This window comes from Citrobacter sp. wls827 (assembly GCF_005280875.1).
Classification (GTDB): Bacteria; Pseudomonadota; Gammaproteobacteria; order Enterobacterales; family Enterobacteriaceae; genus Citrobacter; species Citrobacter youngae.
The window spans coordinates 361,092-375,053 of sequence record NZ_SZWR01000012.1; the positions used below are offsets into that span (position 1 = coordinate 361,092).

Here is a 13,962-nt window from a genome sequence, read left to right on the forward strand (position 1 = left end):
GATAAACGCGACGCATGAAAGCAGCGGCAAAAACGCACAAACCAAAACGCCAGGAAGAACAAGCCAACTTTATCAGTTGGCGTTTTGCGTTACTGTGCGGCTGTATTTTGCTGGCACTGGGTTTTCTGCTGGGGCGCGTTGCCTGGCTGCAAATCATCGCGCCGGACATGCTGGTACGTCAGGGCGACATGCGCTCTCTGCGCGTCCAGGAAGTGTCCACCTCGCGCGGGATGATTACCGACCGTTCAGGACGTCCGCTGGCGGTGAGCGTTCCGGTGAAGGCGATTTGGGCCGACCCGAAAGAGGTGCATGACGCAGGCGGCGTGAGCGTTGGCGAGCGCTGGAGAGCGCTGTCGACTGCGCTGAACCTCCCGCTCGATCAACTGGCTTCCCGCATTAACGCCAACCCGAAAGGGCGCTTTATCTATCTGGCGCGTCAGGTAAACCCTGACATGGCTGATTACATCAAAAAACTGAAGCTGCCAGGTATCCATCTGCGCGAAGAATCCCGCCGTTACTACCCTTCCGGAGAAGTGACCGCTCACCTCATCGGTTTTACCAACGTCGACAGCCAGGGGATTGAAGGCGTTGAGAAGAGCTTCGATAAATGGCTCACCGGACAACCGGGTGAACGTATTGTACGTAAAGACCGCTATGGCCGCGTCATTGAAGATATCTCCTCTACCGACAGCCAGGCGGCGCACAACCTGGCGCTGAGTATCGATGAGCGTTTACAGGCGCTGGTCTACCGTGAACTGAATAACGCCGTGGCGTTTAACAAGGCTGAGTCAGGCAGTGCGGTGCTGGTGGATGTGAACACCGGTGAAGTGCTGGCAATGGCCAACAGTCCGTCTTACAACCCGAACAATCTCACCGGTACGCCGAAAGACGCGATGCGTAACCGTACCATTACCGACGTGTTTGAGCCGGGTTCTACCGTTAAACCGATGGTGGTGATGACCGCGCTGCAGCGTGGCGTGGTACGTGAAAATACCGTACTTAACACCATTCCTTACCGAATTAATGGCCACGAAATTAAAGACGTGGCGCGTTATAGCGAATTGACCCTTACCGGGGTTTTGCAGAAGTCGAGTAACGTCGGTGTTTCCAAGCTGGCGTTAGCGATGCCGTCCTCAGCGTTAGTAGATACTTACTCGCGTTTTGGGCTGGGAAAAGCGACCAATTTGGGGTTGGTCGGAGAACGCAGTGGCTTATATCCTCAAAAACAACGGTGGTCTGACATAGAGAGGGCCACCTTCTCTTTCGGCTATGGGCTAATGGTAACGCCGTTACAGTTAGCGCGAGTCTACGCAACGATCGGCAGCTATGGCGTTTATCGCCCGCTGTCGATTACCAAAGTTGATCCTCCTGTTCCGGGCGAGCGTATCTTCCCGGAAGCGACCGTACGCACCGTGGTGCACATGATGGAAAGCGTGGCGCTGCCTGGTGGCGGCGGCGTGAAGGCGGCGATTAAAGGCTATCGCATCGCCATTAAAACCGGTACGGCGAAAAAAGTCGGGCCAGATGGCCGCTACATCAATAAATACATTGCTTATACCGCAGGTGTTGCGCCTGCGAGTCAGCCGCGCTTCGCGCTGGTTGTTGTTATCAACGATCCGCAGGCGGGTAAATATTACGGTGGCGCCGTTTCCGCGCCGGTCTTTGGTGCCATCATGGGCGGCGTTTTGCGCACCATGAACATCGAGCCGGATGCGCTGACAACGGGCGATAAAAATGAATTTGTGAATAATCAAGGCGAGGCAACAGGTGGCAGATCGTAATTTGCGCGACCTTCTTGCTCCATGGGTGCCGGGTGCACCGGAGCGAGCACTGCGAGAGATGACACTCGACAGCCGTGTGGCTGCATCGGGCGATCTCTTTGTCGCAGTATTGGGTCATCAGGCGGACGGGCGTCGATATATCCCGCAGGCGATAGCGCAAGGTGTGGCTGCCATTATTGCAGAAGCAAAAGATGAAGCTGCTGACGGTGAAATCCGCGAAATGCACGGTGTACCGGTTATCTATCTGAGCCAGCTTAACGAACGCTTATCTGCACTGGCGGGCCGTTTTTACCATGAGCCTTCTGAAAAAATGCGTCTGGTCGGTGTGACCGGAACGAACGGTAAAACCACCACCACCCAACTGCTGGCACAGTGGAGCCAACTGCTTGGTGAAACCAGTGCGGTAATGGGAACGGTAGGTAATGGCCTGCTGGGTAAAGTGATCCCGACGGAAAATACCACTGGTTCAGCCGTTGACGTTCAGCATGTGCTGGCGGGTCTGGTTGAACAGGGCGCGACCTTTGGCGCGATGGAAGTTTCATCGCATGGTCTGGTGCAGCATCGCGTGGCGGCGCTGAAATTTGCGGCCTCAGTATTTACCAACTTAAGCCGTGACCATCTCGATTATCACGGCGATATGGAGCACTACGAAGCCGCGAAATGGCTGCTGTATTCCACGCACCATTGCGGGCAGGCCATTGTTAATGCGGATGATGAAGTCGGTCGCCGCTGGCTGGCTAAACTTCCCGATGCGGTTGCCGTATCAATGGAAGACCACATTAACCCGAACTGTCACGGTCGTTGGTTAAAAGCGATTGACGTGGATTATCACGATAGCGGCGCGACGATTCGATTTGCTTCCTCATGGGGCGACGGCGAAATTGAAAGCCGCCTGATGGGGGCGTTTAACGTCAGCAATTTGCTGCTGGCGCTGGCCACACTGTTGGCGTTGGGATATCCGTTAGCTGATTTACTGAAAACGGCGGCACGACTGCAGCCGGTTTGCGGGCGCATGGAAGTGTTCAGCGCGCCGGGCAAAACCACCGTGGTAGTTGATTACGCCCATACGCCGGATGCACTGGAAAAAGCGCTGCAGGCGGCCCGTCTGCATTGCACCGGCAAGCTGTGGTGCGTCTTTGGCTGCGGCGGTGATCGCGACAAAGGTAAACGTCCGTTGATGGGCGCCATTGCCGAGCAGTTTGCCGATGTCGTTGTGGTTACGGATGACAACCCGCGCACCGAAGAGCCTCGCGCCATTATCAATGACATTCTGGCGGGGATGCTGGATGCCGGGCAGGCCAAAGTAATGGAAGGCCGTGCTGAAGCGGTCACTAGCGCCATCATGCAGGCAAAAGAAAATGACGTGGTGCTGGTCGCTGGCAAAGGCCATGAAGATTACCAGATTGTCGGTGCACACCGTCTCGACTACTCCGATCGCGTGACGGCAGCACGTCTGCTGGGGGTTATCGCATGATTAGCGTAACGCTCAGCCAACTGGCGGAGATCCTCCGTGGCGAACTGAAAGGGGCCGATCTGGCCCTTGATGCGGTGACAACCGATACGCGTAAAGTGACGCCAGGCTGCCTGTTTGTGGCGCTGAAAGGCGAACGCTTTGACGCCCATGATTTTGCAGACAAAGCACAAGAGAGCGGGGCGGGTGCGCTGTTGGTCAGCCGTCCTTTGGACACCGACCTGCCGCAGCTGATTGTGAAAGATACGCGTCTGGCGTTTGGTGAACTGGCGGCGTGGGTACGCGCTCAGGTGCCGGCGCGCGTTGTCGCGCTGACCGGCTCATCCGGTAAAACCTCTGTTAAAGAGATGACGGCCTCCATTCTGAGCCAGTGTGGCAACACGTTATATACCGCGGGCAACCTGAATAACGACATCGGCGTACCGATGACGCTGCTGCGCTTAAACAACGATTATGACTATGCCGTGATTGAACTTGGCGCCAATCATCAGGGTGAAATCGCCTGGACCGTTGGGTTGACGCGTCCGGAAGCGGCGTTGGTGAACAACCTGGCCGCCGCGCATCTGGAAGGCTTTGGTTCTCTGGCGGGCGTGGCGAAGGCAAAAGGTGAGATTTTTACCGGCCTGTCAGCGAACGGTATCGCCATTATGAATGCCGACAACAACGACTGGCTGAACTGGCAGAGCATTATTGGCGATCGCAAAGTCTGGCGTTTTTCGCCGAATGCGGCTAACAGCGACTTTTCGGCGGCCAACGTACATGTGACCTCACACGGCACGGAGTTTACGCTGCAAACCCCAACCGGAAGCATTGATGTTCTGCTACCGCTGCCGGGTCGCCACAACATTGCTAACGCCCTGGCAGCGGCTGCGCTCGCTATGGCGGTAGGCGCGACGCCAGAGGCGATCAAAGCGGGTCTGAAAGATTTGCAAGCGGTCCCGGGACGCCTGTTTCCGATTCAACTGGCAGAAAATCAGCTGCTGCTGGACGACTCCTATAACGCTAACGTCGGCTCAATGACCGCAGCGGTACAGGTGCTGTCTGAAATGCCTGGCTACCGCGTGTTGGTGGTTGGCGATATGGCAGAGCTTGGCGCGGAAAGTGAAGCCTGCCACGTGCAGGTGGGTATCGCTGCGAAGGCGGCGGGTATCGACCGTGTGCTGAGTACAGGGAAACTGAGTCAGGCAATTAGCCATGCCAGCGGCGTTGGTGAGCATTTTGCGGATAAAACCGCGCTGACCGCGCATCTTAAAGCGCTGATTGCAGAACATCAGATCATGACGATTTTAGTGAAGGGTTCACGTAGTGCCGCCATGGAAGAGGTAGTACGCGCATTACAGGAGAATGGGACATGTTAGTTTGGCTGGCCGAACATTTGGTCAAATATTATTCCGGCTTTAACGTCTTTTCCTATCTGACGTTTCGCGCCATCGTCAGCCTGCTGACCGCGCTGTTCATCTCTTTGTGGATGGGCCCGCGCATGATTGCCCGCTTACAAAAAATGTCCTTTGGACAGGTCGTACGAAACGACGGTCCGGAATCGCACTTCAGTAAACGCGGTACGCCAACCATGGGTGGGATCATGATCCTCACCGCGATAGTTATCTCCGTACTGCTGTGGGCATATCCGTCGAACCCGTACGTATGGTGCGTGCTGGTGGTATTGATTGGCTACGGCATTATCGGTTTTGTCGATGACTACCGCAAAGTGGTGCGCAAAGATACCAAGGGCCTGATTGCCCGCTGGAAGTACTTCTGGATGTCGGTCATTGCATTAGGGGTCGCGTTTGCGCTGTATCTGGCCGGTAAAGACACTCCGGCGACCGAGCTGGTGGTGCCGTTCTTTAAAGATGTCATGCCGCAACTGGGGCTGTTCTACGTGCTGCTGGCGTACTTCGTGATTGTCGGTACCGGGAATGCGGTAAACCTTACCGACGGCCTGGATGGACTGGCGATTATGCCGACCGTGTTTGTGGCCGCCGGTTTTGCGCTGGTGGCATGGGCGACCGGTAACATGAACTTTGCTAACTATCTGCACATTCCTTATTTACGCCACGCTGGCGAATTGGTGATTGTCTGTACGGCGATTGTCGGCGCAGGTTTAGGCTTCCTGTGGTTTAACACCTATCCGGCGCAGGTCTTTATGGGCGACGTCGGTTCACTGGCACTGGGTGGCGCGCTGGGCATTATTGCCGTACTGCTGCGTCAGGAGTTCCTGTTAGTGATCATGGGCGGCGTATTTGTTGTAGAAACGCTGTCGGTCATTCTGCAGGTGGGCTCCTTTAAGCTGCGCGGACAGCGCATCTTCCGTATGGCGCCGATTCACCATCACTATGAACTGAAGGGCTGGCCGGAACCGCGCGTTATTGTGCGCTTCTGGATTATTTCGCTGATGCTGGTGCTGATTGGCCTGGCAACGCTGAAGGTACGTTAATCATGGCTGATTACCAGGGTAAAAAAGTCGTCATTATCGGTCTGGGATTGACCGGGCTGTCCTGCGTGGATTTCTTTCTGGCGCGTGGCGTGACGCCGCGTGTGATGGATACCCGCACAACGCCGCCTGGCCTGGATAAATTACCGGAAGCGGTTGAGCGTCATGTTGGCAGCCTGAATGATGACTGGCTGCTGGCTGCCGATCTCATCGTCGCCAGCCCTGGTATTGCCCTGGCGCATCCTTCGTTGAGCGCCGCTGCTGATGCAGGGATTGAAATTGTTGGCGACATTGAGCTGTTTTGTCGCGAAGCACAGGCGCCGATCGTCGCGATCACCGGGTCCAACGGTAAAAGCACCGTCACGACGCTGGTTGGCGAAATGGCGAAAGCGGCCGGAGTAAACGTCGGCGTTGGCGGTAATATTGGCCTGCCTGCGCTGATGCTGCTGGATGACGAACGCGAACTGTATGTTCTGGAACTGTCCAGCTTCCAACTGGAGACAACCTCCAGCTTACGGGCTGTCGCGGCCACCATTTTGAACGTCACTGAAGATCATATGGACCGTTATCCGTTTGGACTGCAACAGTACCGTGCAGCCAAACTGCGCGTCTATGAGAACGCGAAAGTATGCGTGGTCAACGCCGATGATGCGCTGACTATGCCGGTTCGTGGTGCAGATGAGCGTTGCGTGAGCTTTGGCGTCAATATGGGGGACTATCACCTGAATCGTCAGCAGGGCGAAACCTGGCTGCGAGTGAAAGGGGAAAAAGTCCTCAACGTGAAAGAGATGACGCTTACCGGCCAGCATAACTATACTAACGCCCTGGCAGCGCTGGCGCTGGCGGATGCTGCGGGTCTGCCACGGGCGTCGAGCCTGAAAGCACTGACCACCTTTACCGGTCTGGCGCACCGTTTTCAGTTGGTGCTGAACCATAACGGCGTACGCTGGATTAACGATTCGAAAGCCACCAACGTGGGCAGTACCGAAGCCGCGCTGAATGGCCTGCACGTTGACGGCACGCTGCACCTGCTGCTGGGCGGCGACGGAAAATCCGCTGATTTTATGCCGCTGCAACGTTACCTGAGCGGCAACAATATTCGTCTGTACTGCTTTGGTCGCGATGGCGCGCAACTCGCCGCTCTGCGACCTGAGATTGCGGAACAAACTGAAACCATGGAGCAGGCTATGCGTCTGCTTGCGCCGCGCGTGAAGCCGGGCGATATGGTGCTGCTGTCGCCAGCCTGCGCCAGCCTTGACCAGTTCAAGAACTTTGAGCAACGTGGCGACGTCTTTGCCCGTCTGGCGAAGGAGTTGGGTTGATGCGCTTATCTCTCCCTCGTCTGAAAATGCCGCGCGTACCGGGATTGGGTGTCCTGGCGTGGATCTTTGCGGCGCTTAAAGGCTGGGTGATGGCTTCGCGTGATAAAGACGCCGACAGCCTGATCATGTATGACCGCATGCTGCTGTGGCTGACCTTTGGTCTGGCAGCGATTGGTTTTGTGATGGTGACATCAGCATCGATGCCTGTAGGGCAACGCCTGGCGGGCGATCCTTTCCTGTTTGCTAAGCGTGACGCGTTGTACATCTTTCTCGCGTTTTGTCTGGCGATGGTGACGCTGCGTCTGCCGATGGAGTTCTGGCAAAAGTACAGTACGACGATGCTGATAGCCTCAATCATCATGCTGCTGATCGTACTGGTGGTGGGTAGCTCCGTTAACGGGGCGTCGCGCTGGATTGCGTTGGGCCCGCTGCGTATTCAGCCTGCGGAATTTACCAAGCTGTCGCTGTTCTGTTATCTCGCCAATTATCTGGTGCGTAAAGTGGATGAGGTGCGTAACAACCTGCGCGGCTTCTTAAAACCGATGGGCGTGATCCTGGTGCTGGCTATTTTACTGCTGGCGCAGCCTGACCTCGGTACGGTGGTGGTGCTGTTTGTTACCACGTTGGCGATGCTATTTTTGGCTGGCGCCAAATTGTGGCAATTCATCGCCATCATCGGCATGGGGATTTCGGCGGTCGTACTGCTGATCCTTGCCGAGCCGTATCGTATTCGCCGCGTAACTTCCTTCTGGAACCCGTGGGAAGATCCGTTTGGCAGCGGCTATCAGCTGACACAGTCTCTGATGGCTTTTGGTCGCGGTGAAGTGTGGGGCCAGGGATTGGGTAATTCAGTCCAAAAACTGGAGTATTTGCCGGAAGCGCACACCGACTTTATCTTCGCCATTATTGGGGAGGAGCTGGGTTATATCGGTGTGGTACTCGCTCTTTTAATGGTATTCTTCGTCGCTTTTCGCGCGATGTCGATTGGTCGTAAGGCGCTGGAAATTGACCACCGTTTTTCAGGTTTCTTAGCCTGCTCCATCGGGATTTGGTTTAGCTTCCAGGCGCTGGTAAACGTCGGCGCGGCGGCGGGTATGCTGCCAACCAAAGGTCTGACGTTACCGTTGATCAGTTATGGTGGTTCAAGTTTGTTGATCATGTCGACAGCCATCATGTTTTTGTTACGTATTGATTATGAAACGCGTCTGGAAAAAGCCCAGGCGTTTACACGAGGTGCACGATGAGTGGTCAACCGAAGCGGTTAATGGTGATGGCGGGCGGTACCGGTGGACATGTGTTCCCGGGGCTGGCGGTTGCGCACCATTTAATGGCCCAGGGCTGGCAGGTTCGTTGGCTGGGCACCGCCGATCGTATGGAAGCGGACTTAGTGCCGAAACACGGCATTGAAATTGACTTTATTCGCATCTCCGGTTTGCGTGGCAAAGGTGTTAACGCGCTGCTTGCCGCCCCCGTGCGTATTTTTAATGCCTGGCGTCAGGCGCGCGCCATCATGAAGCAGTTTAAGCCTGATGTGGTGCTGGGTATGGGCGGCTACGTGTCCGGCCCTGGCGGTCTGGCGGCCTGGTCATTAGGCATTCCGGTAGTTCTGCATGAGCAGAACGGTATTGCGGGATTAACCAACAAATGGTTGGCGAAGATCGCGACGAAGGTGATGCAGGCCTTCCCTGGTGCTTTCCCGAATGCGGACGTGGTGGGGAATCCAGTGCGTACTGATGTCCTTGCACTGCCGTTACCCGAAGAACGTTTGGCTGGGCGTGAAGGTCCGGTGCGCGTGCTGGTTGTCGGAGGTTCGCAGGGCGCGCGCGTGCTGAACCAGACGATGCCTCAGGTCGCCGCAAAACTTGGCGACGCAGTGACTATCTGGCATCAGAGCGGTAAAGGCGCGCAGCAAACCGTTGAGCAGGCTTATGCCGATGCGGGACAACCGCAACACAAGGTCACTGAATTTATTGATGATATGGCGGCAGCCTACGCGTGGGCGGATGTTGTGGTCTGTCGCTCAGGCGCGCTGACGGTGAGCGAGATTGCTGCCGCAGGTTTGCCGGCGTTGTTTGTGCCGTTCCAGCACAAAGACAGACAGCAGTACTGGAATGCGCTGCCGCTGGAGAAAGCGGGCGCTGCCAAAATTCTTGAGCAGCCGCAGTTTACTGTGGATGCCGTCGCCAGCACCCTTGCCGGGTGGTCGCGAGAAACCTTATTAACCATGGCAGAACGTGCGCGCGCCGCATCCATACCGGATGCCACAGAGCGTGTTGCAACTGAAGTGAGCCGGGCTGCCCGGGTGTAATTGTTGTGATGCCTTTTGCATCGCATGAACTGAGAAGTTAATGGCTAAAGAATGAATACACAACAACTGGCAAAACTGCGTTCCATCGTGCCCGAAATGCGTCGCGTTCGGCACATCCACTTTGTCGGCATCGGTGGTGCCGGTATGGGCGGTATTGCCGAAGTTTTGGCCAATGAAGGTTATCAGATCAGCGGTTCTGACTTAGCGCCGAATCCGGTGACGCAGCAGTTGACGAATCTGGGCGCCACGATTTTCTTTAATCATCGCCCGGAAAACGTGCGTGATGCGAGCGTGGTGGTGGTGTCCAGCGCTATTTCTGCGGATAACCCGGAAATTGTTGCGGCCCATGAAGCGCGTATCCCGGTGATCCGCCGTGCGGAGATGCTGGCAGAGTTGATGCGTTTTCGTCACGGTATCGCCATTGCCGGGACCCACGGTAAAACCACGACCACGGCGATGGTCTCCAGCATCTATGCGGAAGCGGGTCTGGATCCGACTTTCGTCAACGGCGGTTTGGTGAAAGCAGCAGGCGTCCATGCTCGTCTGGGTCATAGCCGTTATTTGATTGCCGAAGCGGATGAGAGCGACGCGTCGTTCCTGCATTTGCAGCCGATGGTGGCGATTGTCACCAATATCGAAGCTGACCATATGGATACCTACCATGGCGACTTCGAAAATTTAAAGCAGACGTTTATTAATTTCCTGCATAACTTGCCGTTTTATGGCCGTGCGGTGATGTGCGTTGACGATCCGGTTATTCGCGAGCTGTTACCGCGAGTTGGCCGTCAGACCACGACCTATGGTTTCAGCGATGATGCTGACGTTCGCGTAGAAGATTATCAACAGATCGGCCCACAAGGGCACTTCACGCTGCTGCGTCAGGGGATGGCCGATTTACGTGTGACATTGAACGCACCGGGCCGTCACAATGCGCTGAACGCGGCGGCGGCGGTGGCAGTTGCAACAGAAGAAGGCATTGAAGACGAGGCTATTTTACGCGCGCTGGAAAGTTTCCAGGGGACCGGGCGTCGTTTTGACTTCCTCGGCGAGTTCCCGCTTGAGCCGGTGAACGGGAAAGCCGGAACTGCGATGCTGGTCGATGACTATGGCCATCACCCAACGGAAGTGGACGCCACGATCAAAGCCGCACGCGCAGGTTGGCCGGACAAAAATTTGGTGATGCTGTTCCAGCCGCACCGCTTCACGCGTACGCGCGATCTGTATGACGACTTTGCCAACGTGCTGACCCAGGTCGATGCGCTGTTGATGCTGGATGTATACGCCGCGGGTGAAGCCGCGATTCCGGGGGCCGACAGCCGCTCGCTGTGCCGTACGATCCGTGGTCGCGGTAAGATCGACCCGATTCTGGTATCCGATCCGGCCCAGGTAGCGGAAATGCTGGCACCGGTATTAACCGGCAACGATCTGATTTTGGTGCAAGGTGCTGGAAATATCGGCAAAATCGCGCGTTCCTTAGCTGAAATCAAACTGAAGCCGCAAAACCCGGAGGAGGAACAACATGGCTGATAAAATCGCGGTCCTGTTAGGGGGCACCTCCGCAGAACGAGAAGTGTCGCTGAATTCTGGCGCGGCTGTACTCGCCGGGCTGCGTGAAGGTGGTGTAGATGCCCATCCGGTTGACCCGAAAGAGGTTGATGTCACTCTTCTGAAATCAATGGGTTTTCAGAAGGTGTTTATTGCTCTGCACGGTCGCGGCGGTGAAGATGGTACGTTGCAGGGCATGCTGGAGCAGATCGGCCTGCCGTATACCGGTAGCGGCGTTATGGCATCGGCTATCTCAATGGACAAGCTGCGCAGCAAGCTGCTGTGGCAGGGGGCTGGATTGCCCGTTGCGCCATGGGTGGCATTGACCCGTGCTGAGTTTGAAAAAGGACTTAGCGATGAAGTGGTTACGAGAGTTTCTGCGTTAGGCTTGCCGTTGATTGTGAAGCCAAGCCGTGAAGGTTCCAGCGTCGGGATGTCAAAAGTTGAAGAAGAAAATGCTTTGCAAACTGCATTAGCATTGGCTTTTCAGCATGATGAAGAAGTACTGATTGAAAAATGGCTCAGTGGGCCAGAATTCACAGTTGCGATACTCGGCGAAGAAATTTTACCGTCAATACGTATCCAACCCGCGGGAACCTTCTATGATTATGAGGCGAAGTATCTGTCTGATGAGACACAATATTTCTGCCCTGCAGGTCTGGAAGTTGGCCAGGAGGCCGAATTACAGGCGTTAGTCCTGAATGCGTGGAACGCATTGGGCTGTAAAGGCTGGGGCCGTATTGACGTCATGCTGGACAGCGATGGCCAGTTTTATCTGCTGGAAGCGAATACCTCTCCGGGTATGACCAGCCACAGTCTGGTGCCGATGGCGGCACGTCAGGCGGGCCTGAGCTTCTCGCAGTTGGTGGTTCGAATTCTGGCGTTGGCGGACTGATATGTCGCAGGCTGCGCTGAACACGCGAAACGGTGATGAAGAAGAAGTAAACTCCTCACGCCGCAATAATGGAACGCGTCTTGCAGGAATACTGTTCCTGCTGACAGTGCTGTGCACCGTGTTTGTCAGCGGCTGGGTCGTGTTGGGATGGATGGAAGATGCGCAGCGTTTGCCATTGTCGAAGCTGGTATTGACCGGTGAGCGACATTACACGCGCAATGACGATATCCGTCAGTCCATCCTGGCGCTGGGCGCTCCGGGAACCTTTATGACTCAGGATGTGAACATCATTCAGAGTCAGATTGAACGCCTTCCCTGGATTAAGCAGGCGAGTGTCAGAAAGCAGTGGCCTGATGAATTGAAGATTCATCTGGTTGAATATGTGCCAATAGCGCGTTGGAATGACCAACATATGGTGGATGCCGATGGCAATACATTCAGCGTCCCAACCGGTCGGGCCAATAAGCAGGTATTACCCATGTTGTACGGTCCGGAAGGTAGCGCGAGTGAAGTGTTGCAAGGGTTCCGCGATATGGGGCAGGTGCTGGCTAAGGATAGATTCACCCTGAAGGAAGCGGCGATGACCGCTCGTCGTTCCTGGCAGTTAACGCTTAATAACGATATTAAGCTCAATCTTGGCAGGGGCGATACGATAAAACGTTTGGCTCGCTTTGTGGAACTCTACCCGGTTTTACAGCAGCAGGCGCAAACCGATGGCAAACGGATTAGCTACGTTGATTTGCGTTATGACTCAGGAGCGGCAGTAGGCTGGGTTCCCTTGCCTCCTGAGGAATCTAATCAGCAACAGAATCAGGCACAGGCAGAACAACAATGATCAAGGCGACGGACAGAAAACTGGTAGTTGGACTGGAGATTGGCACCGCGAAGGTAGCCGCTTTAGTAGGGGAAGTTCTGCCCGACGGTATGGTCAATATCATTGGCGTGGGCAGTTGCCCATCGCGAGGTATGGATAAAGGTGGGGTGAATGACCTTGAGTCAGTGGTGAAATGCGTACAGCGTGCCATTGACCAGGCTGAACTGATGGCAGATTGCCAGATTTCCTCAGTGTATCTGGCGCTTTCCGGTAAACATATTAGCTGTCAGAATGAAATTGGTATGGTGCCCATTTCCGAAGAGGAAGTGACCCAGGAAGATGTGGAAAATGTTGTGCATACGGCAAAATCCGTACGTGTGCGCGATGAACATCGTGTACTGCACGTTATTCCACAGGAATACGCCATTGACTACCAGGAAGGCATTAAAAATCCGGTCGGTCTTTCCGGCGTGCGTATGCAGGCGAAAGTACATCTGATTACCTGCCACAACGACATGGCGAAGAACATCGTCAAAGCCGTTGAACGCTGTGGCCTGAAAGTTGACCAACTGATATTTGCCGGGTTGGCAGCCAGTTATTCCGTGTTAACGGAAGACGAACGTGAGCTGGGTGTCTGCGTGGTCGATATTGGTGGTGGTACAATGGACATCGCCGTTTATACTGGCGGGGCGTTGCGCCATACCAAAGTAATCCCTTATGCAGGGAATGTGGTCACCAGCGATATCGCGTATGCCTTTGGTACGCCGCCGAGCGATGCTGAAGCCATCAAAGTGCGTCATGGTTGTGCGCTGGGTTCTATCGTTGGTAAAGATGAGAGCGTTGAAGTGCCAAGCGTCGGTGGTCGTCCGCCACGCAGTCTGCAACGTCAGACTCTGGCTGAGGTCATTGAGCCGCGTTATACCGAGCTGCTTAACCTGGTCAACGAAGAAATTTTACAATTACAGGAACAACTTCGCCAGCAGGGTGTGAAACATCATCTGGCGGCGGGGATTGTGTTAACCGGTGGTGCTGCGCAAATTGAAGGTCTTGCGGCCTGCGCTCAGCGCGTGTTTCATACGCAGGTGCGTATTGGTGCGCCGCTCAATATTACCGGTCTGACAGATTATGCCCAGGAGCCGTATTATTCAACGGCAGTGGGGTTGCTTCATTACGGGAAAGAATCCCATTTAAGTGGTGAAGCTGAAGTTGAAAAACGTGTAACGGCATCAGTTGGCTCGTGGATTAAACGACTCAATAGTTGGCTGCGAAAAGAGTTTTAATTTTTATGAGGCCGGCAATAATTACGGCCTCAGGCGACAGGCACATACACAACGTCATTCAAGTTGCATCGCGACGGCAACTGAGCGAATCTCCCGTCACATAGTTTACTATGTG

At 55.2% G+C, this 13,962-nt stretch carries 11 protein-coding genes; all 11 read left to right on the top strand.

Annotated features, from left to right (window positions below; all coding sequences use genetic code 11):
• The first annotated feature begins 14 nt into the window (after positions 1–14).
• From ftsI to ftsA, 11 genes are read left to right on the top strand one after another with little or no spacing between them, the layout of a single operon-like run.
• On the top strand, positions 15–1,781 hold the full coding sequence (gene ftsI / locus FDX03_RS08555) for a peptidoglycan glycosyltransferase FtsI (RefSeq protein ID WP_003018783.1): 1,767 nt from the start codon (positions 15–17) through the stop codon (positions 1,779–1,781).
• Positions 1,768–3,255: a UDP-N-acetylmuramoyl-L-alanyl-D-glutamate--2,6-diaminopimelate ligase gene (gene murE / locus FDX03_RS08560; protein WP_048212698.1), complete on the top strand. Its 1,488-nt coding sequence runs from the start codon at positions 1,768–1,770 to the stop codon at positions 3,253–3,255. The genes ftsI and murE overlap by 14 nt, the downstream gene beginning before the upstream one ends.
• A complete protein-coding gene (gene murF, locus FDX03_RS08565) occupies positions 3,252–4,610 on the top strand; it encodes a UDP-N-acetylmuramoyl-tripeptide--D-alanyl-D-alanine ligase (protein ID WP_137345796.1) in 1,359 nt (452 codons plus the stop codon). Before murE ends, murF begins: the two co-directional genes overlap by 4 nt.
• Positions 4,604–5,686 carry a phospho-N-acetylmuramoyl-pentapeptide-transferase gene (gene mraY / locus FDX03_RS08570; RefSeq protein ID WP_003018774.1) on the top strand — a complete coding sequence of 361 codons (1,083 nt, stop codon included), beginning with the start codon at positions 4,604–4,606 and terminating at the stop codon, positions 5,684–5,686. Before murF ends, mraY begins: the two co-directional genes overlap by 7 nt.
• A gap of 2 nt (positions 5,687–5,688) precedes the next feature.
• On the top strand, positions 5,689–7,005 hold the full coding sequence (gene murD, locus FDX03_RS08575; protein WP_137345797.1) for a UDP-N-acetylmuramoyl-L-alanine--D-glutamate ligase: 1,317 nt from the start codon (positions 5,689–5,691) through the stop codon (positions 7,003–7,005).
• Positions 7,005–8,249: a cell division protein FtsW gene (gene ftsW, locus FDX03_RS08580; protein WP_115600969.1), complete on the top strand. Its 1,245-nt coding sequence runs from the start codon at positions 7,005–7,007 to the stop codon at positions 8,247–8,249. Before murD ends, ftsW begins: the two co-directional genes overlap by 1 nt.
• Positions 8,246–9,313 carry an undecaprenyldiphospho-muramoylpentapeptide beta-N-acetylglucosaminyltransferase gene (gene murG, locus FDX03_RS08585; RefSeq protein ID WP_115600968.1) on the top strand — a complete coding sequence of 356 codons (1,068 nt, stop codon included), beginning with the start codon at positions 8,246–8,248 and terminating at the stop codon, positions 9,311–9,313. Before ftsW ends, murG begins: the two co-directional genes overlap by 4 nt.
• Before the next feature lie 51 nt (positions 9,314–9,364).
• A complete protein-coding gene (gene murC / locus FDX03_RS08590; protein ID WP_061067244.1) occupies positions 9,365–10,840 on the top strand; it encodes a UDP-N-acetylmuramate--L-alanine ligase in 1,476 nt (491 codons plus the stop codon).
• Positions 10,833–11,753 carry a D-alanine--D-alanine ligase gene (locus tag FDX03_RS08595; RefSeq protein ID WP_121584201.1) on the top strand — a complete coding sequence of 307 codons (921 nt, stop codon included), beginning with the start codon at positions 10,833–10,835 and terminating at the stop codon, positions 11,751–11,753. Before murC ends, FDX03_RS08595 begins: the two co-directional genes overlap by 8 nt.
• A 1-nt stretch (position 11,754) precedes the next feature.
• Positions 11,755–12,588, top strand: coding sequence for a cell division protein FtsQ (gene ftsQ / locus FDX03_RS08600; RefSeq protein WP_048212692.1), 834 nt, complete (start codon positions 11,755–11,757; stop codon positions 12,586–12,588).
• Complete coding sequence (gene ftsA, locus FDX03_RS08605) at positions 12,585–13,847, top strand: cell division protein FtsA (protein WP_003018755.1); 1,263 nt, start codon at positions 12,585–12,587, stop codon at positions 13,845–13,847. Before ftsQ ends, ftsA begins: the two co-directional genes overlap by 4 nt.
• Positions 13,848–13,962 lie beyond the last annotated feature (115 nt).

Excerpts from the sequence above, each read along its gene's own strand:
- ftsI (WP_003018783.1), top strand. The coding sequence starts at position 15 with ATGAAAGCAGCGGCAAAAACGCACAAACCAAAACGCCAGGAAGAACAA.
- murF (WP_137345796.1), top strand. The coding sequence starts at position 3,252 with ATGATTAGCGTAACGCTCAGCCAACTGGCGGAGATCCTCCGTGGCGAA.
- mraY (WP_003018774.1), top strand. The coding sequence starts at position 4,604 with ATGTTAGTTTGGCTGGCCGAACATTTGGTCAAATATTATTCCGGCTTT.
- murD (WP_137345797.1), top strand. The coding sequence starts at position 5,689 with ATGGCTGATTACCAGGGTAAAAAAGTCGTCATTATCGGTCTGGGATTG.
- ftsW (WP_115600969.1), top strand. The coding sequence starts at position 7,005 with ATGCGCTTATCTCTCCCTCGTCTGAAAATGCCGCGCGTACCGGGATTG.
- murG (WP_115600968.1), top strand. The coding sequence starts at position 8,246 with ATGAGTGGTCAACCGAAGCGGTTAATGGTGATGGCGGGCGGTACCGGT.
- murC (WP_061067244.1), top strand. The coding sequence starts at position 9,365 with ATGAATACACAACAACTGGCAAAACTGCGTTCCATCGTGCCCGAAATG.
- FDX03_RS08595 (WP_121584201.1), top strand. The coding sequence starts at position 10,833 with ATGGCTGATAAAATCGCGGTCCTGTTAGGGGGCACCTCCGCAGAACGA.
- ftsQ (WP_048212692.1), top strand. The coding sequence starts at position 11,755 with ATGTCGCAGGCTGCGCTGAACACGCGAAACGGTGATGAAGAAGAAGTA.
- ftsA (WP_003018755.1), top strand. The coding sequence starts at position 12,585 with ATGATCAAGGCGACGGACAGAAAACTGGTAGTTGGACTGGAGATTGGC.